Origin of the sequence: Desulfonema magnum (genome assembly GCF_017377395.1) — a bacterium.
Classification (GTDB): Bacteria; Desulfobacterota; Desulfobacteria; order Desulfobacterales; family 4be13; genus Desulfonema_C; species Desulfonema_C magnum.
Map to the genome: position 1 here is coordinate 7,769,955 of NZ_CP061800.1, position 24,919 is coordinate 7,794,873.

General features: G+C 45.7%; 22 protein-coding genes. 8 read left to right on the forward strand and 14 right to left on the reverse strand.

Going from position 1 to position 24,919, the window contains the following annotated elements:
* Positions 1 to 29 precede the first annotated feature (29 nt).
* The 5 genes from dnm_RS29775 to dnm_RS29795 form a co-directional block, all read right to left on the reverse strand.
* Positions 30 to 599, reverse strand: a complete 570-nt coding sequence (locus tag dnm_RS29775; protein ID WP_207680491.1) for a YqgE/AlgH family protein — start codon at positions 597 to 599, stop codon at positions 30 to 32.
* Positions 600 to 1,545: 946 nt separating this feature from the next.
* On the reverse strand, positions 1,546 to 2,979 hold the full coding sequence (locus tag dnm_RS29780) for an efflux RND transporter periplasmic adaptor subunit (RefSeq protein ID WP_207680492.1): 1,434 nt from the start codon (positions 2,977 to 2,979) through the stop codon (positions 1,546 to 1,548).
* Between the two features lie 38 nt (positions 2,980 to 3,017).
* Entirely contained in the window at positions 3,018 to 3,809 is a 792-nt protein-coding gene (locus dnm_RS29785; RefSeq protein ID WP_207680493.1) for an efflux RND transporter periplasmic adaptor subunit, read from the reverse strand.
* A 534-nt stretch (positions 3,810 to 4,343) separates the two neighbouring features.
* Positions 4,344 to 4,739: an amphi-Trp domain-containing protein gene (locus dnm_RS29790; protein ID WP_207680494.1), complete on the reverse strand. Its 396-nt coding sequence runs from the start codon at positions 4,737 to 4,739 to the stop codon at positions 4,344 to 4,346.
* Between the two features lie 9 nt (positions 4,740 to 4,748).
* Complete coding sequence (locus tag dnm_RS29795; RefSeq protein ID WP_207680495.1) at positions 4,749 to 5,066, reverse strand: hypothetical protein; 318 nt, start codon at positions 5,064 to 5,066, stop codon at positions 4,749 to 4,751.
* A 654-nt stretch (positions 5,067 to 5,720) separates the two neighbouring features.
* Here dnm_RS29795 and dnm_RS29800 point away from each other — a divergent pair.
* The 3 genes from dnm_RS29800 to dnm_RS29810 are packed head-to-tail and all read left to right on the forward strand — an operon-like array spanning position 5,721 to position 8,875.
* Positions 5,721 to 6,884 (forward strand): hypothetical protein, encoded by a 1,164-nt coding sequence (locus dnm_RS29800; protein ID WP_246556147.1) that lies wholly within the window; start codon positions 5,721 to 5,723, stop codon positions 6,882 to 6,884.
* The gene (locus dnm_RS29805) at positions 6,853 to 7,230 is read left to right on the forward strand and encodes an amphi-Trp domain-containing protein (protein ID WP_207680496.1); all 378 of its coding nucleotides are present in this window, start codon (positions 6,853 to 6,855) and stop codon (positions 7,228 to 7,230) included. Before dnm_RS29800 ends, dnm_RS29805 begins: the two co-directional genes overlap by 32 nt.
* A 10-nt stretch (positions 7,231 to 7,240) precedes the next feature.
* Positions 7,241 to 8,875, forward strand: coding sequence for a PhoU domain-containing protein (locus dnm_RS29810; protein ID WP_207680497.1), 1,635 nt, complete (start codon positions 7,241 to 7,243; stop codon positions 8,873 to 8,875).
* On the opposite strand, the gene dnm_RS29815 is transcribed toward dnm_RS29810, so the two are convergent.
* Complete coding sequence (locus dnm_RS29815; RefSeq protein WP_207680498.1) at positions 8,853 to 9,143, reverse strand: hypothetical protein; 291 nt, start codon at positions 9,141 to 9,143, stop codon at positions 8,853 to 8,855. The two genes, dnm_RS29810 and dnm_RS29815, sit on opposite strands and share 23 nt — an antisense overlap.
* Before the next feature lie 48 nt (positions 9,144 to 9,191).
* On the opposite strand from dnm_RS29815, the gene dnm_RS29820 reads away from it, so the two are divergent.
* The 4 genes from dnm_RS29820 (at position 9,192) to mgtE (ending at position 14,132) form a co-directional block, all read left to right on the forward strand.
* A complete protein-coding gene (locus dnm_RS29820) occupies positions 9,192 to 10,067 on the forward strand; it encodes a GAK system ATP-grasp enzyme (protein ID WP_207680499.1) in 876 nt (291 codons plus the stop codon).
* A 72-nt stretch (positions 10,068 to 10,139) separates the two neighbouring features.
* On the forward strand, positions 10,140 to 11,213 hold the full coding sequence (locus tag dnm_RS29825; RefSeq protein WP_207680500.1) for an HprK-related kinase B: 1,074 nt from the start codon (positions 10,140 to 10,142) through the stop codon (positions 11,211 to 11,213).
* Between the two features lie 76 nt (positions 11,214 to 11,289).
* Positions 11,290 to 12,480 (forward strand): GAK system CofD-like protein, encoded by a 1,191-nt coding sequence (locus tag dnm_RS29830; protein WP_207680501.1) that lies wholly within the window; start codon positions 11,290 to 11,292, stop codon positions 12,478 to 12,480.
* A 311-nt stretch (positions 12,481 to 12,791) separates the two neighbouring features.
* Entirely contained in the window at positions 12,792 to 14,132 is a 1,341-nt protein-coding gene (mgtE, locus tag dnm_RS29835; RefSeq protein WP_207680502.1) for a magnesium transporter, read from the forward strand.
* A 187-nt stretch (positions 14,133 to 14,319) separates the two neighbouring features.
* Here the strand turns inward: mgtE and dnm_RS29840 are convergent, their stop codons facing one another.
* The 3 genes from dnm_RS29840 to dnm_RS29850 form a co-directional block, all read right to left on the reverse strand.
* Positions 14,320 to 16,506, reverse strand: coding sequence for an HlyD family efflux transporter periplasmic adaptor subunit (locus dnm_RS29840; RefSeq protein ID WP_207680503.1), 2,187 nt, complete (start codon positions 16,504 to 16,506; stop codon positions 14,320 to 14,322).
* Between the two features lie 240 nt (positions 16,507 to 16,746).
* Complete coding sequence (locus tag dnm_RS29845) at positions 16,747 to 17,148, reverse strand: REP-associated tyrosine transposase (RefSeq protein WP_435051583.1); 402 nt, start codon at positions 17,146 to 17,148, stop codon at positions 16,747 to 16,749.
* Entirely contained in the window at positions 17,060 to 17,281 is a 222-nt protein-coding gene (locus tag dnm_RS29850) for a hypothetical protein (protein WP_207680505.1), read from the reverse strand. Before dnm_RS29850 ends, dnm_RS29845 begins: the two co-directional genes overlap by 89 nt.
* Here dnm_RS29850 and dnm_RS31830 point away from each other — a divergent pair.
* Positions 17,220 to 17,351: a hypothetical protein gene (locus dnm_RS31830; RefSeq protein WP_435051584.1), complete on the forward strand. Its 132-nt coding sequence runs from the start codon at positions 17,220 to 17,222 to the stop codon at positions 17,349 to 17,351. The genes dnm_RS29850 and dnm_RS31830 overlap by 62 nt on opposite strands.
* Before the next feature lie 117 nt (positions 17,352 to 17,468).
* Here dnm_RS31830 and dnm_RS29855 read toward each other — a convergent pair whose 3' ends face one another.
* The 5 genes from dnm_RS29855 to dnm_RS29875 all read right to left on the reverse strand — a co-directional run bounded on the left by dnm_RS29855 (position 17,469) and on the right by dnm_RS29875 (position 24,880).
* On the reverse strand, positions 17,469 to 23,285 hold the full coding sequence (locus tag dnm_RS29855; RefSeq protein ID WP_207680506.1) for a putative Ig domain-containing protein: 5,817 nt from the start codon (positions 23,283 to 23,285) through the stop codon (positions 17,469 to 17,471).
* Between the two features lie 347 nt (positions 23,286 to 23,632).
* Positions 23,633 to 23,866, reverse strand: coding sequence for a hypothetical protein (locus tag dnm_RS29860; RefSeq protein ID WP_207680507.1), 234 nt, complete (start codon positions 23,864 to 23,866; stop codon positions 23,633 to 23,635).
* 4 nt (positions 23,867 to 23,870) lie between these two features.
* On the reverse strand, positions 23,871 to 24,104 hold the full coding sequence (locus dnm_RS29865; protein WP_207680508.1) for a hypothetical protein: 234 nt from the start codon (positions 24,102 to 24,104) through the stop codon (positions 23,871 to 23,873).
* A gap of 264 nt (positions 24,105 to 24,368) precedes the next feature.
* On the reverse strand, positions 24,369 to 24,629 hold the full coding sequence (locus dnm_RS29870) for a type II toxin-antitoxin system RelE/ParE family toxin (protein WP_207680509.1): 261 nt from the start codon (positions 24,627 to 24,629) through the stop codon (positions 24,369 to 24,371).
* Positions 24,626 to 24,880, reverse strand: a complete 255-nt coding sequence (locus tag dnm_RS29875) for a hypothetical protein (protein WP_207680510.1) — start codon at positions 24,878 to 24,880, stop codon at positions 24,626 to 24,628. The genes dnm_RS29870 and dnm_RS29875 overlap by 4 nt, the downstream gene beginning before the upstream one ends.
* Positions 24,881 to 24,919 lie beyond the last annotated feature (39 nt).

A 24,919-nucleotide genomic window follows, 5' to 3' on the forward strand; every position in this document is an offset into this window, starting at 1 on the left:
ACCGGGGCAAGGAGATGATGAAATGCAAATCAGGCGTTGCCTGCCGTATCCGAAAGAAGATCCGGGTCTATTCCCATTTTTCGTACTGCCTCTTTCCATCGTACATCAACGGATATATCAAAAATAATATCCTCAGAAACAGGGCTTGTCAGCCATGAATTTTGCCTGATCTCCGATTCAAGCTGGTAGGGACCCCAGCCCGCGCATCCGAGAGCAATAATTAAAGATTCCGGTCCCCCGCCCATGGCAATGGCTTCGAGAATATCCCTGGTATTGCTCAGGGCAAGGGTGGACGTAATCATGACACATCCTTCCCACCCGAACGGAGGGCCGTGGAGAATAAATATTTCTCCCATATGGACAGGTCCGCCAAGATAAATCGGTATGGACGCTGTTTCGGGTTTATACTTTATTTTAAGTTCATCAAAAATATCCTTTGCAGAAAGGAAAGAATGAACCTGATTTATAATAATCCCCACAGCCCCTTCCGGAGTATGTTCGCAGACACAGGTGACTGTAAGGGCAAAATTCGGATCTGCCAGCCCGGGCATTGCCATAAGAAATTGCCCTTTAAGAGAAGCCAAATAGTTATTTTCCATATGTTCCTCCATGCAGTCTTTCATATACAGAACACAACATATCCATTCAACAGGTCAAAAAAAGACGCTTTCGCGGGATTATCAAATCCTGCGGGAGCGGATTGAACTAGCCAAATCTGAACGAGCTTCATAATCAGCATATGGAAAAAAACTTTGGCAAGCTCGCGGGGATCGTTCCCCAGTGACGTTTAACGTGGGAACGCGGACGTTTCACGTTCTGATTCAGCCTGTGTCCGGGACGCGAAGCATTGGAACGAAAATAGGTATAAATTTTTTCCATCCGCTGATAATGGGTATATTTCTGAATAGCTGATATTCCTACAAATGTTCTGTTTGGGTTACGCTCTCGTATCCATCCGGGGTATTTCCCAAACCATTCCTGCCAGCAGACACAAGATTCATGACAGCAAATTACTTTCAACTCCGGACTTTGTCAAGAACCAAAGCGCATGACCACTGAAAGCATGATTGAAAAGTCCCGACAGGGACGGTATATTCGTAGCCGGTGATATGCCTTGTGTCTCAGAGTCCCGCTGGGACAGTATATTTAAGTACCTAACCATAAGTTTCCGATAGCTGCCCCGGGAAGAAACCCGGCTTTTTTCCCGGAATGATCCGCCGCCCCTGAAGGAAAAAGCCGGGTTTCTCCGCCGTTCGCGGAAAAAAATATATAAAAACTTTTGATCGGGTACTTACTTACGGATATTCTGCCTGCCGGATATGCTGTCCCCACGGGACTCAGAACAGACGGGGCGATATATTTATACTACAAATACGCCGTCCCCTGCCAGGACTTTTCAGACATGCTCTGAATCAAAAAAATATTGGTTTGTATGATATGCGGTCACAACAAAATATAAAAGTTTAAGAGTTTTTCCTAACACCTAACACCTGACACCTAACACCTAACACTTAACACCTGACACCTAACACCTAACACATTTTTCTAAAGCCCGATAAAACTCCGCAGCTTAATCAGGGGCTTTCTCAGAATCTGAATTCCCAAGCGGGTGGATTCGCCCAAAATTTTTGCAGCGCCTTTCTGACCCGGCTGAATTTGGGGAATTTTATCGCTCCAGACTGCTTCTGCAAGTACCGACGGGACCTGATTTTCCGAAAGCTTAATTTCAAAGCCGATTCTTGTGATGACCGCGGGAAGGGTCTGAAACGGATCACTGTCCAAACGAATCTTCACCCTGGCCCCCTCTTTAAGAAATCCCACATCGCTCGCCGGGACCATAATACGAATCTTGGTCTGGGAAGGGTCCGCCACGCTGAGAACAACCTGCCCTGTCTGAAGTGCGGCTCCGACAAGGGCATCCGGATCATCCAGTACAATGACCCCCGGGTTTCCGGCATGAACCTCGGCACGGTCCCGCTGTTTTCCAAAGAAAACCACATCTGCCTGGGCACGCTCCACCTCTAATTGCTGAACCGGCAATTCTGCTCTGGCTTCCCGGTCCCGGTGGGCTGCACCTTCCAGACGGATAAGCTTTGCCCGGGCCACGGCAACACTCCGGCGGGCTTCATCCAGACGCTTGTCCAGTACCCGGGCATCATATCGAAACAATACAGTATTTTTTTTCACCCACTGACCCGGGAGAACAAGAAGGTCTTTTAAAATCCCGTCCATTGGCGCGAAAATATGATGCGGACGGTCCGGAACTACCTGCATCGGGGCCGTGACACTCGATGTCACTGGCAATGCAAGAAAAAACAGCAAAATTAAAATCATTGCTGTTTGCATTATGCGTGTTTTGGAGTGAATCCTGGTACGCTGACGGACCAGGCCGTGTCCCAGGAAAAGAGCGGCGTGCTGGAGCAGTTCCACATCCCCTTTTTCCCAGCCAAGACCGTTCCAGCGTTCCAGCCAAAGCGCATAAGGAACAGGTGCTTTTGCATCTCTGTCCAGCCAGAGCGGGAGCCACAATATACTGGTCCCTCCCATGGCCGCCTGTACTTTTCTGAGAGGAGCGGAATGCGGGAAAGCATCTTTCCCCTCAGACACATGGGGAAGGATGACAGGGTCCTGTCGTTTCCGATATTCCCGGCGCAACATTTCCACAGCATCAGCAAATGAAGTGTCCTGGGCAGCCATGCCGCCGCCAGTTACCGCAAGAATCGGATGCTTTCCGCTCAGACGGACAAGAACGGCCCGGTCCACACGGACAATTTCTGAAATACGGTTTACGACAAGCGCAGCCGCTTCCTGGGATAAAGGGGTGGAAAGCACTGCTGAACACAAGCGGATAAACCGCGCCAGAACCATTTCACGCGTTAACTCACCCTTACCCGGCTGCTGACCGGGAACCTGCTGTCCCTGTCCGCGATTATAAATCTGCCCGGTTTCAGGTTTCAAATTTCGAGTTTCAAGTTTCAAATTTCAAATTTCAAATTTCGGGTTTCAAGTTTCAAGTTTCAATTTTCGAGTTTCGAGTTTCGAGTTTCAATTTTCAATTCACTGTCACTAATACGGACCTCGCCCTTCATACCCGACAATAAATTTTTTTCTGATTTCTCTACATTCCAGATCACCTGGGCTGTATTACTGAGTTCATCTACTTCCGGGACCACGGCCTCCACGGTTCCGGAAACTGAAATTTCCAAGTCATGCACTTCAAATGTGTGGGTGGCACCTTTTTCCAGCTTGACTGCCAGGCGGGAAGGAATATTTGCCACAGCCCGGAGTTTCCCGGGAGCAACCACTTCCACTACTGGCTGTCCCGCGGTCACCCATTCATGAGGTTGTACATGACGACGAATGACAGTACACTGAAAAGGAGCCAGAATCTGTGATTTGGAAATCTGCCGCTTAAAAATCTGGATGTCCGTATAAGTGACATCCTTTTGTGTCTTGGCTTCGGCCAGTTCTTCATCCGTTGCCAGACCTCGTTGCAGAAGTCGCTCCAGGTTTTTTACTTTAACATTGAGATGTCTGAGGGAAAGCTCGCTCCGTTTCTTTTGCAGATCCAGATCTCCCACATTCACACGGGCAATAACAGCGCCTTTTCTTACGGCGCTTCCTGCATCAACTTTCAGGCTGGTCAGAACACCGGAACGTTCTGCGGAAAGCACTGCTTTTTGTGTGGCCTCAAAAATGACCGGATAAGTTTCCTGTGCGCTTGCACATGGCGCTGACAACCAAAGTGTACAGACAAAAACAAAAATGTATGTTCTGAACAAGTGCTTCTTTTTTTCAAATGGCTTCATTATCGTCTTCCTTAAAATTAAAAAAACTACAGGGAAAGGGGATAAGAAGGGGAATTTTCCTTTCCTTTCCTTTCCTTATCCGACATCCCTGTAATTGTTGACAGATTTTCAAAACATACACATCTCAGTTATAATTTGCAAGTTTTAATACCCGATGTTCAGGTTTTTTTCTGTTGACTGAACTTATTGGTAATTTTTAAGCTGGATTTCTACATATAAAGATATAAATTCAGTAGGTTATATTTTTAAATTTTGAAAAAAGAATATTTACCCCTAAATTTTAACGCTTTGAATCTGGAAGAATATCTGAAAATGGCTGGTAGGCCGGATGTGAAATAGGCCGGGCAAATTGAAGCAAAAGACTATTGAACGCGGTATTCAAAGGCAGAGTTACCCTAAGGACATGAGATGCATTTGACATCGAATCCATAATAAATTTAAGGTAATAATGAGGATCAGAACGCAGTGTTCCCACGCGAAGCGCGGGAACAAGATGGAAGGAATTTTTTGGTCGTTTTCACCAAATCCCTGATACTATTTCTCAAATTTGGGAGAGCCGCCGGATTCGATTTTCATCTCCTTTTTTGCACCAGGAACTTGTTCTTCCTTCACAGAGGAAACTTCTTCCTCTTTTTCAGGGGAAGGTTCCTCTACAACAGGCTCACTGCTTGATATTTTAAGAAGGCTCTGAGGTTCCTGCTCAAGGGCATCCTGTCGCCAGCTCATTTCGATCACCAGTTTTTCCTTACCTTTTTTCTCTCCGGCCTCAATCTCAAAATCAATCTGTTGGGAGGGTTTCAACACCACAAATTCTTTACCGCTTTCAATACAAACCGTGCCTTCCTTGAAGCTTTTCACAACATCATCAAGAATTGTTTTTACCGCATCTGCATCCATGGTTTTCTTTATTTTTACTTCGCTTTTTTTCATTATTCCTCCTTAGTTGGGTTGAATCAGTTTTATGCTCTTCCCGCTATTTTCCTGATGCAAATCATGTTTCGCTGTTTTGATTTTGCTATCAGTTTTTTTTACATCCAAAGTTTTCAAGGGCTTTTCCTTTTTTTTCTTCATCTCGGCAATTCTTTTTTCAGCTTTTTTCAAAAACTTTTCCAGTGTGTTGTCTATGGCATTGTCCGTGTCTAATTTTTTGCCAAAGACCTTGGCATCCTTCTTTGCTTTTTCTAATCGTTCAGCCAGATCAAGACGAACATTGAAGATAACCCTTTTGGTCTCGATTTCTTTTTTAAACACACTCATTTTTTATCCATTTAAAAATAAAAATTATAATCCTTGATTGTCAGATTATTATTAGATTGGCATTAAAAATTTATTAAGAACTTAACCCTCTTGTTTTTTTATAAACGGCCATGAGCTGCCGGTCACAAAGAATGATGAAAATTTTGCTGGTTTTCCTAACACTTAACACCTGACACCTAACACTTTCATATAAAAAATAAAATCTGTAAAAAATACATGGAAAAGGGATAAAAAAGGGATATTTTTTTTAACCTCCTTCCATGTACTTTTATTATTTTCTAAAAATTAATAAAAAAAATATTTTTTTGTACATTTTTTGTACAAAAATATTCTTTTATTAATTATTTTTTAGAAAGTCAAGAGAAAAAAATATAGCGGGATATCTAATGAATTTTAGATATTTTGATATTAACAAATTTTTAACATTAATCTAATAGGGGGCTAACAATTAGCGATCATTTTATATTTTTTGCGTGAAAATGAAATGGGCTAAGTGTAACCGTGTCAAAAAATCATCAGATATTTTTGTATTTTGAAAATATGGAATTTCAGTTTTACGACGACTCAAACTGATTTTTTGATTCCCTTGGCTTTATATTGGAATTCCATTTCACATCAAATATAATATTGTTTTTAATTTAAGGATGGTAAACCATGGAATCAGCTAAATCGGAAAACAAGATGGAATGTATTTCACTTGTACCTGAAAATATTCCGGAGGAAATCACAGAATCGGATTATCAAAATTTTTTAAAAGTGATTTCCATTGATCTTAACGAAAAACAAAAAGCCCAGATTGTCAATCCGCCTCAGACCTTTCCTCAGCAGGAAACTGTGCTTGCAGTCCATTGGCATCCTGAGTTTGTACCGATGCATCTGATTTCACAGCGTATCAAAGCCACCTTTCCGAACCGGAAGCAAGAGCTTGTTATTCCGACACAACACAATGAAATTATAATTTATAATGGATATGCTGGTGTGGAGGTGGATTGTTATTCCAAGGGCTTTAATCAGAAAGTTCAGTTGTTGCTTCATTTTGAAAGCGCCAAACTGGAAGAGGCAGGGGTTTTAAAAGAGATGCTCGCGCATACCTTCAAATACCGGTCTTCCCAGTTATTTGATTTTATACATACCATTACCAAACCGATCGAGGAACGTCTGAATTTGGCAGCCGGGGAAACAGGCGTAAGTGACTCTGTGATCCGTTTTGTTCAAACTTATGTAAAAAAAATAGAGCGTCTGTTAGAAGAAAATGCGTCTGTTGTTCCTGTTCACTCGGTCAAAAACAAACTCCTTCGCAATTTTTTCGACTGTCTGAGAGCTGAATATAATGATGCGCTTATTGACCGCTCCCAAATTTTTCTGACTGCTGTTAAGAAAGTTGTTAAACAGAATTTTTCTCTGAAATACTTTTACAGAACCTCTGAAATCATCGAAGAAGCCCGTCATCTGGGGGCTGGTATTGTTATCCCCCATCCCGAACAATTCTGGCCTGTGCTTCTGGCTGAATATGATGTTGACGGCTATGAGGTCTGGAACCCTCAGTCTCAGAGATACACCAAATTTCTGATCTCAGTACTCAGAAGAAATAACAACCGGCTGAATGCTTCTCAAAGACCACTTCTTGTTTTTATGGGGGATGATACGCATATGGGGGAAAAAACAAGAGACCCGAAAGAACAAAACAAAGAGAAAGCCAGTCGTGAAATCGGAATTCAACCGGCCTGGCAAGACATGAACATCCGAAAAACGCTCATTAAGGGAAATTTTAACAGAAGAAAAGTAATTGAAGAATACAAAAACCGACTTGGTCAGTGAAAAGCTGTCAGTTTTCAGCGATCAGCGATTCGCTGAAAACGAGCAACTGAAAACAAACAACTGTATGACTGGAAGGGCTATGAGCAAAAACGAACAATTTGAGTACGAATCTTTTCAAGATAATGATAGCATCAGCAAATATCTGCAAGCGCTGATCCAAGGCTTTGAGAAAGGTAAACTTACGTTTTCTTCCGATCTTGATAATATTGTCCTAGAGCCGAACGGCTTACTTCAGTTTGGTATAAAAGCCAGGAAAAAAGGAAGTAAAAACAAACTTTCCATAAAAATTTCATGGAAAGATTCAAAAAAGAAAGACACTAACGAAACGATCTTTATCAACTCTTAATGCCTAAATTATGCTTAACAATATCATCGAAAATGCCAAATTTCTCGTTATTGAGACAGAAAGCCAGGTTCAATTAACACACAGCCTGCTTTCTGATTTCAATGAAGACTTGCTGGAAAAAATTGCTTCAAAAGATGACTATATTGATAATCTCAAGACAACCGTTGAAAATGAATGTTTCTCAGGGCTTCACGGTTTCTCCGGTTTAGATAATGAAGGCATTAACGCCATCCGTTCTATCCATATTATAAGTGTCAATCTGGAGAGAATTGCGGATTACTGTGTCAATATTGCAAAACAACTTCATTATTTGTCCGAGGTTTCTTTTATACATAAATATGATTATAAAAAAATGTTCTCTGAAATGCAAATCGCCTTGTCCAAAATTACACAGGTATTTGATGGAAGAGACCTGTCCGGTGCTTTGGATATATGCAGGGCTGAATATAATCTTGACATGCTGTATAAAGAAAATTTTGACTGTATGATGGCTGATCTGCGTGAGGGATATGATACTGAAAATATCATCACAGTTATCTTTATTTTTCGTTACCTGGAACGGATCGGAGATTCTCTGCTGAATATCGGAGAAGCCCTGATCTTTGCCATTATCGGCGACAGAATCAAAATTCGGCAGTTTGAGGCACTACAGAAAACCCTGACCGAATCCGGATTTGAGGGAACACTTTCAGATATTGATTTTACGTCTATCTGGGGGTCAAGGTCCGGCTGCCGAATCAGCAAGGTCAGCAACAGGAACCCGTCCGGTTTCAAAGCTCAGGGGATATTTAAGGAAGGTGTTGTAAAAAAGATCAAGCTGGAGCAGGAAAATATCAGACGCTGGGAGAAGATATTTCCGGGTCTCGCACCGAGAATTTTCGGATACTATGAAAAACATGACACCGCATCACTTCTGATCGAATTTCTCCCCGGATGCACCCTGGATCAGATTATTCTGACCGAAAGCAATGAAATCATACGAAATGTCATATTTATCTTTGAACAGACATTGAGTGAAATATGGGAAACCACTAAAAAACAAGGACAATTTCAGACGGATTATATGCGGCAGTTAAAATCAAGACTTGATGCAACACGCCGTGTGCATCCTTTTTTTTACAGACGTGAGAAATATATTGAATTACTGAGAGTTTCTTCTTCAAAAGATATGATCGCAACATGTGAGGAGATAGAGAAAGACATCCCCTCACCTTTTGTCATATTTATTCACGGGGATTTTAATTTCAATAACATTGTCTATAATCATGAAGAGCAGAAAATAAATTATATTGATCTGTACCGGTCAAGGGATGCTGACTATGTTCAGGATGCGTCGGTTTTTTTAATTTCCAATTTCAGACTTCCTGTTTTTAAAACGCATCTGAGAGTTCGCCTTAATGAGGTGATTCAGCATTTTTTTGAAGTTTTTTCTCATTTTGCCCGAAAAAATAACGACAAAACATTTGAAATTCGAATGGCGCTGGCACTGGCAAGATCCTTTTACACATCCACCCGATTTGAAATGAACTATGGATTTGCCAGAGAAATGTTTTTGAGATCTCATTTTTTGATGGAAAGAATCATAGAACATAAAGGAAAATCGTGGGAAACGTTTAAACTGCCTACGGAAGTACTTTTTTATTGAAACTCGAAACTCGAAACTTGAAACTTGAAACTTGAAACTTGAAACTTGAAACTTGAAACTTGAAACTTGAAACTTGAAACTTGAAACTTGAAACTTGAAACTCGAAACTCGAAACTTGAAACTTGAAACTCGAAACTTGAAACTTGAAACTTGAAACTTGAAACTTGGGATTTGAAACTTGAAACTTGAAACTTGAAACTTGAAACTTGGGATTTGAAACTTGAAACTTGAACAGTAAGAGATGATAGGTTCCGATTTCAAGTTTCAAGTTTCAAGTTTCAAGTTTCGAGTGTATTTCTCATTTATAGGAGATGATATGCCCAAAATAGGCGTTGTAGGAACTTTGGACGGATGGTCCTCGGAAAAACTGGCCGATACTGTGTCTGACATAACGGGCCATCGGCTTCTCATAGATTTGAAAAAAATTTGTCTGGATTTCTCCACCGGAGAGGCGTGGTACGGAGATACAGATCTGTCAACGTTGGATGCTCTGATTATCAAAAAAGTCGGAGCGCGTTATTCTCCTGATCTTTTGGATCGGTTAGAGATACTCAGATTTCTGAATGAAAAGGGATTAAAGATGTTTTCGGCCCCGCTGAATATCATGCGGGTTCTGGATCGGCTCAGTTGCACAGTGACACTCCAGGCAAACGATATTCCCATGCCCCCGACAACGATTACAGAGGATATCAGCGAAGCAGTAAAAACAGTGGAAAAATATGGCGAAGCAGTTTTCAAGCCTCTCTATACTTCCAAAGCCAAGGGAATGATTGTCATTAAATCAGGACATGTCACCTTGCAGGAAGTTGAGAATTTTAAGAAAACAAATTCAATGATGTATATTCAGAAACGGATTGATCACCGAGGCAAGGACCTGGGCATTGCCTTCCTCGGGGGGAAATATCTGACAACGTATGCACGATGTGGTGACAAGCTCTCCTGGAACACCACCACCCGCTCCGGAGGCAAATACGAAGCTTATACGCCTTCGGACGAGACCATTGCACTGGCCCGGAAGGCACAGAACCTTTTCGGCCTTGATTTTACCTGTGTGGATGTGGCAGAGACAAAAGACGGTCCGCTGGTATTTGAGGTGTCTGCTTTTGGCGGCTTCCGAGGCATTCAGACCGCCAGCGGCCTGGATGCCGCGAAACTTTATGTTGAGTATGTGTTAGAGAGAATCAAAAAGTAAGGCAATTAGTGAGCAACTTCTAATTCTCCATTATCAATCATCAATTATCAATTATCAAAAGGTTCTGAACAAATGAAACGGGAAAATATTACAAATCAGTTTCGTGAAGAATATCCGGCCATACATAAAATTTTTTTAAATTTCAGCGGTTGCAAAATAGAAGTGACAGCTAATGAAAAAGCCATTATTGAAGAATTGGCAAAATATTTCGGACCTTTTGCAGAGGACGTGAACCAACCTGATATTTTTATTACTGTACACGAAGCCCCGACACCGGAATTTCCACTCTCTTTTACAATTAAGACACCTGATCCTGGAAAAACCAAAATTAAAGAAGAATTTGCTGAACTTCCTGACGGCCGCATTGTGCGAAAAAGGCTGACAGATATGATTTTTGTCTTTGGGCAGGGAGATAACCTGGCCATGGGTCCGTGTCTTGAAAACATGAATCAGGTGGTGAACTTCATCAATAACCGCCATATTGAATGGAAATTGTGTCAGGGGTGTCTGCTCGGTCACGCGGCAGGGGTGATATGGAACGGAAAAGGAGTCTCATTGGCAGGATTTTCAGGTGCCGGGAAATCCACATTGGCGCTGCATCTGATGAATCAGGGAGCAACTTTTGTAAGTAATGATCGTCTCATGATCGAAAAAAACGGACAAAAGCTTTTCATGTATGGTGTGGCCAAGCTTCCAAGGATAAATCCGGGAACCATTTTGAACAATCCCAATCTGGAAAACCTTATGACGCCTGAGGAGCGGGAACGATTTTCCGCCCTTTCCGGAGAGGAATTGTGGAATCTGGAATATAAATACGACGCGCCCATTGACAAATGCTTCGGAGAGGGACGATTTGTTCTCGGTTCCCCAATGCATAGCCTGGTCATTTTGAACTGGAAAAAGGGGCAAGGAGAAACAAGCGTTCAGAAGGTGAATCCGATGGTAAGAAAAGATCTGCTCCCCGCATTTATGAAATCAACGGGCCTGTTCCTCCTGCCCCATAACGGATGCGCCATGCCTGAACCTCACATTGAAAACTATATTGAATTCCTTTCCCTGTGTAATGTATTTGAAATCACAGGCGGAATAAATTTTGAAAAGGCAGCAGAAGGGATAAGCAGGCAGTTGTCAGCCATCACCTGTTAGTTATCAGTCAACAGAAATGTAGGGTGGGTTGCGCTTCGCTCCACCCACCCTACATTTTTTATCACAAAGAGAAATCATGGTTATCCGAATTACCCGAACACAGGAACTTCCTGATCCGGTCCGGTTGGCGAGATACAGGCGCAGCCCTGATCTGGGGCCGAAAATTTTGTTTTTCAGCGGCGGCAGCGCGTTAAGAAAAGCCTGCCGGGAGCTTATCGAATATACGCATAATTCTGTCCATATCATCACACCGTTTGACTCAGGAGGAAGTTCGGCCAGACTCAGAGAGGCATTTAAGATGCCTGCCATCGGGGATGTGCGTAACCGGCTTTTGGCACTGGCAGATCGAAATTTGCATGGAAATCCGGAAATATTCAAGCTGTTTGCCCATCGTTTTTCTCAAAAAGGAGAACAAAGTGTATTTGCCCGGGAACTGGATTTGATGACAGAGGGGCACCATCCGCTGGTGGCTGACATTCCTGATCCCATGCGGAAAATCATACGCCATCATCTTTTTTTGTTTAAAAAATATATGCCTGACGACTTTGATCTTTGCAAGGCCAGTATCGGAAATCTGATTCTGACGGGCGGATATCTGGACACACAGCGTCTTCTTGATCCGGTCATTTATATTTTCTCCAAGCTGGTGGAGGTGCGGGGAATCGTCAGGCCGGTGATAAACAAATATCTTCATCTCATTACTGAACTGGAAAACGGAGACATGATTATTGGTCAGCATAATCTTACTGGCAAAGAGGTTTCCCCCATCTCCGCAAAGGTAAAAAAAGTCTGGCTCAGTGCCCGACGAAAAGAACCAAAACCGGCTGAGGCGGCCATTCGTGATAAAATGAGAGATCTCATCGGAGATGCCGAACTGATCTGCTATCCCATTGGCAGTTTTTATTCCAGTGTTATCGCCAACCTTCTGCCAAAGGGGGTGGGAGAAGCTGTCAGTAAAAATCCGTGTCCGAAAGTATTTATTCCCAATACAGGAGATGATCCTGAACAATACGGACTTGAATTAACAGAACAGATTGAACAACTGGTGTCATATCTCAGAAAAGATGATCCTGAAAATATCACCATAACTGATGTCCTTAATTTTGTGATGCTTGATAAAAAAAATGGCAGATATTCAGGAAAATTAGATGAGAAAAAAATTCGGCAGATGGGAGTGGAAATCATTGACTGTCCTCTGATAAGCCTGAAAAGCGCTCCTTATATTGACGAAAAACACCTTATTCCTATTATGTTATCTCTGGCATAAATTATTGGGGGGTTAGGTGTCAGGTGTTATCGGAACTTAGCGGCTTTTTTTCTTAACAATTAAGACCTGCCTCTGCCATTTTCCTGATGATAACGGATTTAGGGGAATCTGGCAAAGCCCCGTGAGGGTGTCATATTTGTAGCAAATCATGTTACAAACATGCCGCCCTTACAGGGCTTGATCGGCCCTTTCCTAACTCCGTTATAATCAGCCATTTTCTTAGCCAGCACTTTGTCACCTTCTGCTTAACACCTAACACTTAACACTAACACCTAACACCTAACACCTAACACCTGATACTTAAACATCTGATGAATTCCATACGCATTGAAACCATAAAAAGATTGCTGAGACGGGATGCCCTTACCCATCTTCGTAAAATTGTGAACAAAACACATGCCGCGGATATTTCTGTAATTTTCCCCTTCTTATCTCTGTCCAACCAGCACAAACTTTTTGATATGATAGCAGATACGCAGCAAAAGGGAATCCTTTTCAGCGAACTGGGCGAGGATACGTTTCTGAATTTTATCGAAGCGTTAGAACTTGATGAGATTGCAGAAATTCTGGAAACCATGCCCGCAGATGATGTGGCGGATCTGATCGGCAGGCTGCCTCATGAAAAATCCTCGGCCATTCTTGAGAAGATGAAAAAAGAAGAGTCCGAGGAGGTTGAAGGGCTTCTCCATTATAGCGATGACACGGCCGGCGGCATCATGGTTCCTGATTTTATCGCTTTAAAAGAAGATACCACGGCCAAAGACGCAATCGGATCTTTACAAAAAGAATATCTGAATGTGGAGATGCCCTTTTATCTTTATGTGACCAATGAACATGGCAAACTGTTGGGAGTCTGTTCACTGAGGCAACTGGTAGTGGTTCCGCCGGATACGCCCCTGAAAGCCTTTATGTCAGCAGATGTATTTGCTGTTCAGACTTATACGGATCAGGAGGAAGTCGCGAAAATAGTGGCCCGCTATGATATTCTGGCGGTGCCGGTTGTGGATGACACAAACAAACTGGTGGGAATCGTGACGGTGGATGACGTGATTGACATTTTCAGAAAAGAGGCCACAGAGGATTTTCTGAAAATGGCAGGGGTCGGGGCAGAATTTGTTGAAACCAAATCGGTCTTAAAGAGCATGAAAATTCGCCTGCCGTGGCTGTTTGCCAGTTGTCTCGGGGGCATTTTTGCTTTTTTTATTATTGGTCGGTTTGAGGAGAGTCTGAGCAAATTTACATATCTGGCGGCATTTATCCCCGTGATCATGGGAATGGGAGGAAATATTGGTACGCAGTCTTCCACCATTGTGGTACGGGGACTTGCCACGGGCCTGCTGAATATAAAGGAAATCTGGTCCGTTGTCCTGAAAGAACTTGCTGTGGGATTTATGCTGGGGCTGGTTTACGGATCACTCATTGCCCTGGTTGCACAGGTTCAGTACACACTGCCCGCGGTGGGCATATCTGTGGGCCTTTCTGTGATATGTTCCATGTCTGTAGCCGCACTGGTCGGTTCCCTGGTTCCCATGATATTCGCAAGAATAAATATTGATCCTGCGGTTGCCACAGGGCCTTTTGTGACCACATCTGTTGACATCATCAGCGTATTTTTCTATTTTCAGATTGCCACAATCCTCTTGGGAATATAAATTTTCACGGGGTGTTAAGATTTAAAACAATTTTTCAAATTGTTTTTCGGACAATTTTTTCAAATTGTCCGACATGATTTCTTTTTATCATCGCCAATTATGCTACAAATATGCCGTCTCTAGGGGACGTTTCAAACATGCACTTTACATTCATGGTGGGACAGAATCCTGTCCCACATTTTTAAGCCTAAAAAAGCCCTCTTTCCATAAAACGTTTCCAGATTTCACCGAAGGCTTGCTCCAAAATTGATTGGCGCTCACTTCGCATCCATGTCCAGGAAGGCATCCCGTGAGGAAGCCGGGCCGGAGCATCCTGCACATCAAAAGTGAATGCAAAATACGCATCCCGGGGCCGTGGTCCCAGGGTGTCCTTCACAGACATAATAGGACCGCCCGCAATATCAAGCAGGCTGACATTGGGCAGATAATGAGCCGGAAAAACGCTCTTTTCCCGGAACGTTGCTTCCAATGCAGGGACTTTGGACTCTGGAAAGCGGACAGTCGCATGAATGCTATCGGCCTCCGAGCCGTGTCCGGGTATGTCCATTTTTCCTGCCAGATGTTCATGGACAAAGGCTTTTAATTCATATGCTTCCGGAATCGCAATAGTAAAAAGATAGGTTCCTCCCGCGACAAACGCCCCCTCATAAATATCTTCATTAATATCTGTAATCCGGCCGGCGATTGGCGCACGGATTTCCAACTGGGCAATGGCTTCTTCAAGCTTGTCCGAGGCAGCCATCAGGCGTTTTTCTTCTGCCATGAGCCAGTTTCGATATGCCCCTTCCTCGCCGCCGCTTCCAAGTGCGTCAATGCGGGTCCGAACAACATCAAGGTCAAAGCGAACATTCTGAGCGTCGTATTCCAGGGAATCGCTGCTGATACGGGTAAGCAAATCACCTTCCGTAACTGTGACACCTACGGGGGGCAGCGGCGTTGTCAACTGACCGGGACTGGCAGCTTCAATCTTCGTGGTTCCTTTAAGCAGCAACAGGCATGGCAGACGCTTGAACCGGGGCAGCGGCACGGTCACCAGGGCGCACAACAGCATGAAGCTGATGACGGTCAGGGCCAGACGGCGTTTTGATCCTATGAGTTTGCGGTTTTTGATAATGCCGTCTGTCTCCATGAGCAGGGGACGAATAATGAACATCCAGAATTCCATGGCAAGCACCACCAGCCCCATAATCGGGAAAAACAGGTAATACACAGCCACGGCAATGGAAAACGCTATAAAGATGCGGTACAGGACAGCAAGAAAACCATAAACGATCATGGTCCGGGCATGAGGATGAATCTCCGGGGCAGCGCCTTTCCAGTCAAAAAGCAGCCGCCGCACCGCATACCGCAACATGGCAAATGCCCGGGGACGAAGATTGTCAATTCCCCATACATCCATAAGCACATAATAGCCGTCAAAGCGCATGAACGGGTTCAGATTGATGAAAACCGATGAAACAATTGACGTGCCTGAAAGGAAGAACATCAGGCTCCGGGGAATACCATCCGGTAAAAGAGACCACAGCAAAAGGGCAATGCCTGCCACGGCCAGTTCAAAAAGAATCCCCGCAAGACTCACCCTTATGCGGAGGCGGCGGTCCGGGATTTTCCAAATATCCGTAGTATCCGTGTAAAGCAGGGGCCAGAACACGATGAATAATATGCCCATGCTCCGGACATGGAGGTCTTTTCCCAATGTCTTGGTGGCATAAGCATGGGCAAACTCATGGCCTGTTTTGAGCAGGGCCAGGCACAGAAAAAAGGCAATGCTTCCCTGGGGCGTGAAAAGATAGCTCACTGTGCTGAAATAAAGTTCAATTTCCTGAAGAGTCTGAACCAGCCCTGTCAGACCGGCGATAATATAAAACCAGCAGAGAAAAGGCGACCAGAGCCATGACACATAAGGCAGTGTCCGGTTCAGAAACGCATCCGGTCTCAGAAGCGGGATCCGGAAAGAAACAGAACCCCGGAGTATTTTGGAGACAATGTTTAATGCCCCGGTCTTTTCAGATGACGGTGAGTTTGCCTGCGTTTCCCGCTGAATAACCTCCTCTTTTGGCAGGATTGCCAGCCCTTCTTTTTGCAGCATGGTAATAAAACCTGCAATTTCTTCGGGAGAAGGACGCAAGGGGGTTGTGGTGTAAAGACTGGCCGCAGCAGCATCAGGGTTGGGTTCTGTCACCAGGCGGTAAAGCAATTCGCCTTCAGCATAACCAAGTCGGAAATTGTTCCCCCGCACAGGGTCTTCAAGAACCCATGAACGCTGTCCGTCAGGATCTATGGGCCCGGGATGAAGAATGACGTCAGGGCGAAGACCGAGCCATGGGGATTCCAGAATAGCTTGTATGGTGTTTTTTTTTTCAGGTGAAGCCATGAATGTTAAAGAGGTGTTAGGTGTTAGGTGTTAAGTGTTAAGTGTTAGGTGTTAAGTGTTAGGTGTTAAGTGTTAGGTGTTAAGTGTTAGGTTTTAGGTGTTAGGTGTTAGGTGTTAGGGGGTACTCTGAAACTGGTGTGTTTTATTGTGATTCATCTACATGGATTAGTGATAAGCAAAGGATTTTTTCTCGTTCCCAGGCTCTGCCTGGGAACGCATACCGGAGGCTCTGCCTCCCATTCACACCGGCGGCACAATCGAAACCAGACATTCCCCGCCCGCATAATAGCGATAACTGGAATATCGCCAATGCGCGGGACTGTCCACATATCCACGTCTCACCGGATTATGATGGACATATTCCATTTTTTGTACCAGCGTCTTTTCATTCAGGATGGCCTTAGGATGAAACCCCTCCTGCCATACCTGATACTTCTGGTTATCCTTGTGGCGTTTCTTAAAAAAACTGAGCTGTCCGAGAAAAAATTTCGGCCCGTTCGCTTTTAAATAATCAACAATGCTTCTGGCCGTAAAAGATTTCATTTTTCTGATCTCATCTGAAAATTCGGGAGATGAGCCAATCAGATGAAGATGATTCTCCATCAGGATATACGCATGAATCTTCATCCAGCTGATTATCATGTAAGAATTGCAGGGAGTCGAGAACGATCTTCGCAAGCTCCGGGACAGCGAATATCGGAAGCCAGTTCACTATGGCAGTGCTGGCAAAGTATGTTCTGATGCCCGGGGCTGTTTTGTATCGGCTTCGGCCCATGAGGGATTTCCTTCACACGGGAGGCAGAGCCTCCGGTATGCGTTCCCAGGCAGAGCCTGGGAACGAGTGAAGTTTGTTCTGATGCCCGGGGCTGCTTTGTGTCGGCTTCGGCCCATGAGGGATTTCCTTCACACGGGAGGCAGAGCCTCCGGTATGCGTTCCCAGGCAGAGCCTGGGAACGAGTGAATTATTTGCTGGCTTTTCTTAAAGACAAAATCAGATTGGTCAGCCCTTCATGGTTGTCAACGGAATTTCCCCCGGGTTGCGATGCCTGCTTTTCTGTGTTGGGCGACAGTTCTTTTGCCGGAGCAACTTGTTCAAACTGTGCAAGATGATCATTTTTGAGCAATGCGTCTTTTTCATCAGAGACCTTTTCCCAGTTTGCTGCTCTGTAATTACTTATTTCAGGCTCCGGCGCACGGCTTTCAAGGTTTCCTGAGAGATTTTCTTCACGGATGACCGGTGGTGTGCTTTCATTGCCCAGGGTTCCGTAATTGTCGGTTTCAGGGGCCGGTGTCCAGTCTCCGCTTTCGGGAATGTCAGCATATCCGTCCTCTTCACAGGGGACCACATTCCCCAGCATGGGCCACGCATCACTGCCCCAGGTGGCCGGAACGTCAAGATTCTCTCTGCCGCCGAAAAAGCTGTATTTCAACTCACCGGGGGCTGCGTTGAATTCTCCGTCCGAGCCTTGGACAAAATTCGCTTCGTCACTGAGAATCTGGGCATAAGGTGCGTCTTCTGTTCCGCCAAAGAAGGCATATCCCATATCGCCTGCTATTCCGTTGAGTCCTTCATCATTCGCCTCCCGGAGGAAATGTTTTTCAGGCACAGAAGAGTAAAGGTCCTGTTCCTCACCCAGAAGCGGAGCATCCCATCCGAATTCCTCTTCCAGCCATTGCCAGGTGATATTACAGAGCCGGGATTCGGGATCCAGAGCAGGTGCAAAACGGCATCCGAGGCGCAGGGATTCTTCAAGGGTGCAGCACCGATAAAGTTCATCATCTCCGCAGGGATGATCCAGAGACTTTGAGGCGGAAGGAATAAGATACAGACCTGTGGGCTGTACCTCACCGCGCTCATAGGGAAAACCAAGTCCCCAGTATCCTCTGTCTCCCATGTCGGGCCTCAGGATGGGTTCCAGCGGTCCCTCAGGCTCCGGTCCGGGGGGAGGCTCAGGTACATGGGGATGAGGAATGCCAACGATGATGCGAACCGTGTCTGTATCGGTCAGCGGCCCTCCCTCACCAGTATGTCCCAGGTCATTTGTCACTATTTTCAGTTCAGCTTCACCGGTCCAGCCCGGGAGCGGCGTGTATGTCAGTCCCCTCAGTTGAGCGTTAATATCAGGAATGGTGCCAGTGAGCGTGATCTCTCCTGTTCCGTCGTCTGTACGTTCACCGCCTGGCAGCGAAAGGGTCCCCTGGTCAACGCTAAGGGTCACCTGAACATCATCATCCACCCGGTTGTCATTTTCATCATAATGAAATGCGTCAATATCACTGACGAAAATCCGGTTGTCCCGCGCTTCGCTGAAGTTCAACGGCGTATCTATGGACGTGGATTGCAGACCCGGCACATGGTTCACCGGCGGGTCATTCACAGCAATAACCTTAACCCAGCATGTTGCCGTATCGCTGCTGTCTCCTTCAGCGTCCACGGCTACGAAATCAATGACACGTTCCGCCTGATTAGGGTTCTCAGATGTGTTTTCAAAGGTGATTTTTTGCAGAACATTTGTATAGTTGTCATCCGTATCTCTGCCAGTCAGTGTCAGAGTCCCGTTAGCTCCGTCATAACTCGCGGTAATATTTGTACCTGTGGTATCAACTGCCAGCACATCACCGTCTTTTAAATTGGTAATTGTCACTGTAAGCGAGTCAATGTGAGTCCCATCCGGATTCTCTATTATCGCATCAGCATCCGCAAGTTTTACAGGATCATCACCTTCCCTGAAAGTTGCATCAAAGTCATACCCGTCTCTTCCGGGTTTACCTCCCGGACCATCCCCCCCGTCATCGTCATCATCAAGATCCACTATGGGTCTGACAGGGATAACATTAATCGTCATCGTGGCCGCGGCGTCGGCTATTCCGTCGTTCACATTTACAATCAGTGTGTAATCGTCTGTTGTGTCGTGATCTTCCGGATATGCCCCCCCTGCCACGGTAATCTGGCCGGTGACAGGATCTATGTCAAACAATCCCTCACCGGTTCCGCCGGTTATCGTATAAGTCAGATCATCGGGACCGTCCTCGTCAGTAGCCTCTACCGGTCCCGGTTCCAGTTCCGTGCCGGCCGGACTGCCCTCGTCAACCGTGAAAGGCTGAGGCTCAATAACCGGCGGCTCATTCGGAAGGATGACCAGGATATCAAAGGTCAGCGAGTCGGACAGGCGAGGCTGTCCGGGTTCTTTGTCCCCGTCATCATACACCGTGATCTTGACATCCTTCCACAGTCCCACATGGCCTCCGTCATCAATCATGGCGCTGTCCGTGGGAGTGCCGGACAGCGTCCCGGTCACTTCGTCAAATGTTGCCCAGTCAGGCTTGTTCTGGATGCTGTAAGTCAGTTCTTCCCAACCTGTGGGCATCTGCCAGTAATCATCTATGTCAACGGCCGAGGGAACAAACTCATAGTCGGTTCCGAGACGCACTTTGTCCCGGGGCACGCTGGCGATCACAGGTGCGTCATTAACATCCTCGACATAAATATTGAACGGCAGGGTGGCGCTCAGACCGCCGCTGTCCGTCACCGTGATCTCCACATTGGCGTAATACCCGACATCCTCATTTTTCGGCGTGCCGGTCAGTCTGCCGGTTGCCGGGTCAAATGTAGCGTCCGCTGTCCAGGATGGCTGATTCGAGATGCTGAAAACAAGTTCATCCCCATCCGGATCATAAGCTGTGGGCTGAAAAACGTAATCCCCGCCCTGTTTTACGACTGTGGGGGGATCCCCCTCAATCACAGGGGCGTTGTTCAGGGGTTCGACCGTGAGATCAAATGTGAGCGACTTTTCTTCCCAGCTACTGTCCCTGACCGTGATGACGATATCCTCATATGTGTAAGGCAGGTCTTTAACATCAATCCCCTCCTGATCAAGGGCTTCCCGGCTGGGTACGCCGGACAATGTTCCGGTCGTCTCGTCAAATGTCGTCCAGGGCGGCTTATTTTCAATGCTGTAGATAAGCTCATCATCATCCCAAAGGAGGTCCGGATCATCGGACGTGGGAGTGAACGTGTAAGATTTTCCTTCCTGCACGCTCTGTGCGGAGGTTCCGCTGATGGTTGGCGGATCATTGACATTGTCAACAACAAGATTGAATGTCAGTGCGTCACTCAGTCCGTCACTGTCTGTCACGGCAATCGTTATATTATTATAGAATCCCACATCCTCGTTTGTCGGTGTTCCGGATAATGTTCCGTCCTTCTCAAACGTCATCCACGGCGGCTGGCTTGAAATACTGAACGTAAGATCCGTATCGCCGTCCGGGTCAGTTGCCGTAGGCGTAAACGTGTAAAATTCCCCCTGATCCACAGAGAGGTCCGGTGTACCCATAATCACCGGTGCCTCACTCTCTTTCACAACAGTCAATGTAAAAGGATCAAGGTCGCTTTTCTCGCCGCTGCTGTCTGTCACTGTGATCACAATATCCGAATAATCCCCCACATCATCCTTTCCCGGCGTGCCGGACAGCTTTCCGGTTGCCGGATCAAAAGTTGCCCACGCAGGTTTGTTGGTAATGCTGAAACTGACTGTATCACCATAAGGCAGATCCGGATCGCTTGATGTGGGCCTGAAACTGTAAAGCTTATCTGCCAGAACCTTCCCCGAAGACAGCCCGCTGATGGTCGGCGGGTCATTGACATTGACAACAGTGAGATTAAACGGATCCAATGAATCGCTGAATCCCTCGCTGTCTGTCACAGTAATGACGATGTCTGTAGTGATTCCCACATCATCATTTCCGGGAGTTCCTTTTAATTCACCAGTTTCAGGGTTAAACGTCGTCCATGTCGGCTGATTCGATATGCTGAAAGTAAGCGGGTCATCATCCGGGTCACTGGCTATGGGCGTAAAACTGTAATCGCCGTCCTGATTTACGCTGGTCAGCGGATTTCCCACAATGGTCGGCTCGAGGTTTAATCTCTCCACTGTGATATCAAACGGATCCAGCGATGCGCTTAATCCCTTGGAGTCTGTCGCTGTGATTGTGATTTCTGTGGTGGTTCCAATATCATCCCGAACCGGGGTCCCGTACAATTCACCAGTTTGTGCATTAAAATTCGCCCATTCAGGTTTGTTTTCAATACTGAAAGTCGGCGGAGCATCCCCGTGAATCAGATCCGGGTCATCTGTATTGGGGGTGAAACTGTAGGGTTTGCCCTGTTGTACGCTGTCCGAGGGCGTGCCGCCGATGGTCGGGGCATCATTCACATTTACCACCGTAAGATTGAACGGATCCAGGGAGTCACTTAATCCGTTATTATCTGTCACAGTAATCACGATTCCTTCATTGACTCCGACGTCATCATTTTCCGGTGTGCCGCTCAGTCTGCCGGTCTGGGGATCAAAATCGGCCCAAGGCGGCTGATAAGAAATACTGTAAGTGAGCGTGTCACCGTCGGGGTCGCTGGCTGTCGGCTTAAAATCATAGAACCCGTTCTGATTCACGCTCGTATCCGGTGTTCCGCTAATGACTGGCTCCCGATTCAGTTTTTCAACAGTAATGTTAAATGCGGGCAGCGACGCATTCAGACCTGCCTTATCTGTCACCGTAATCACGATACCTGTGGTGGTTCCGACATCTTCTCTCCCGGGTGTGCCGGACAACGTTCCGGTCTCCGGGTCAAAATTCGCCCAGTCAGGCTTGTTGGCAATACTGTAAGTATGGGTGTCCGCACCGGTGTGAAGCAAATCCGGATCGTCAAGTATGGGGGTGAAAGTGTAAGATTTTCCCTCCTGCACAGTTTCTGTGGGTCTGCCGCTGATGGTGGGCGGATCATTCAGGTTGTCAACCACAAGATCAAACGGGTCCAGTGATGTGCTCAGTCCTGTGCTGTCTGTCACCATAATCTTGATGTTACGATATATGCCCACATTTTCATTATCAGGGGTCCCTGTCAGTTCTCCCGTGGCAGGGTCAAATTCTGTCCATGAGGGCTGGTTTGAAATGCTGAAGTCAAAGGAATCGCCGTCCGGGTCACTGGCTGTCGGCTTAAAACTGTAAAAGGTTCCCTGAATGGTTTCGCCTGAGGGCTGACCGCTGATTGTGGGCGCACTGTCGAGTGAATCCGAATACGAAGCAAGTGCCTCAGCATCCAACGGCGGCGATAATGTTTTATCAGCGTTTTCAGAAGCAGCTTCCAGGTCCCAGTCTCCGCCTGCCCCTGTTGCGTCATCCGAGCCAAAAACATCAGCCCCGGTGATATCTGCCAGACGGTTCAGAAGTTCCTGCCCCGCGTCATTTGCCACGTTGCAGCCAAAAAGATAAATCCGGCCCTGATCCGACAAAACAGCGTCAAGGGCTTCCCAGGCTTCCGCTGTTTCATCCAGATTTTCCTGGGTAATCACGTCATTTCCCAGACGAAAAATTCCCTCTCCGCCATGAGACAGAATGGACAGAGATTCCACAGGCCGGCCCAGTTCCTCTGAGATCGCCTTTACTCTCTCCATCACATTTTCTGCCGAGTCATTTTCAGCATCATAAACAATGACATGCGCATCCGGTGTTGCCGCATCTGTCAATGCCTGATGATCGGGGAGGTTGTCAGCAATAAGAACAATCTCAATGGATTCTGTCTCAGGCTCCGCGGCAGCATCATCCGTGAGAAGGGCTGCAACATCAGCGATATGATCCGTATCACCAGTATGCTCCGGCACAAAAGAAGATTCCTTCCCAGCGATTACAGCCTCATGGGCGGCAAACGCATGCTCCACAGCGTCGCCCACAGCAGCACCGTCAAGGACAATTCTGTTTTCCAGTTTGATTAAATTCAACATAACGATTTCCTCCCTCCTAATAATTTAATGTTTAGTGTTTAGTGTTTAGTGTCTGCCAAAAGCTAAACACTAAACATCAGGCGCACAAAATTTGCTACAAATATGCCGTCCCTACGGGACTTTTGCCGAAACGGCCCCCGCCCGTGACGGAAAAAGCCGGATTTCTCCGCCGTTCGCAGAAAGAAAGATATATAAAAAACTTTTGCTCAGGTACTTATGATCATCATTCACAATCTGATTCAGCTCCGGCTGATTTCCTGATAAAACAGCGGTGTCTGTGTCTTTATCGCATAAGAACCGAAAAGGCATTCTCCGACCACATTTGCCCTTCAAAACCTTTTTTCATTTCAGACCGTTGCCGTATGCATCACTGACAATTCAACTTCATAAGGCAGGCTTATCAGCACAAACCATTCGGCAGGATAAAGATAATCTTCCCCGCTCTCATCTGTGACACGCAGGTCTCCGTCCTGTTCCGCATCCGCGTCCGGGAGGATGCGGTAAATTTTGTGTAACTCCAAAGAGGCCGGATACTCGTCATTGTTTATACATACGACAAATCTGTTCTTTGTCTGTTCCATGAGTTCAGTCCAAGTATCTCTTACGTTTGATTTCTTTTTTGCCTATGCCGTGGGCTTCGTACCAGTGCAGTTCGGCTTTGCGTATCTTCCCGTTTCTCAGTCTGACCAATGCGACACCCTTCAGCTTGCGCCATTTTCCCTGTCCGTACTGTTTTTCAAGCCGACTGAGATCATGTATGGCTTTTCCGGATGCCATCAGCTCAATCTGCTCTGTTTTTCCGATTATTTCAAAACTCATTTAAATCCTTCGGTACGGACAATCTTCATTTTTTCAAGTATCAAATAATTCGGTTTTACCAGAAGATATTTCATACTCTGCTTGGTCTTCGGCTTTTTTCCAATCAAAATTCATAAAATACTGAAGAAACTTCAGGGCATAATCAATCAGGTCCGCAACAGCTTCTTCGACACTCTGTTTTTATGCGGGACGGGGTTTGCAACCCCGTCTCAAATGTTTCATTCAATTAAGAGCCCACTTCCGCCGTCCGCTTCAATCAATTGTTCAGGGATTCTTTAACACTTTATCATGCGGACCGATACGGCGCAACATATAAAAGTCATCATGTATTTCAAATGTAAACCTGTAAAACATATCAATACTTGCTTCCCATCTGTTTTTATGACCTTCCATCTTTTTGACTCTGAGAGAAGGATGTCTGATATTTTCCATGAACAATTCAAATTTTTTTACGAATTTTTCCTGAACAGATTTGGGAAGATGCTTAAAATCTTTTTTGAATCCTTCAGTACGGACAATCTTCATTTTTTCAAATCAGCGATAAAGTCTTCAGCCATGTCAAATGATTCAGTTTTACCAAAAGATATTTCATGGTCTGCTTCATGTTCGGCTTTTTTCCAATCAAAATTCGTAAAATACTGAGGAAACTTCAGAGCATAATCAATCAGGTCCACAACAGCTTCTTCAATACTCTGTTTCTGCCTGAGTTGTTTATGTTTATCAATTTCTTCCAGCATGTCATCTGATAAACTGATTTTCAGCACACACGTTCCCATGGTCTTTCACCATTGCTTTATTATCTTAGCGTGTTATCA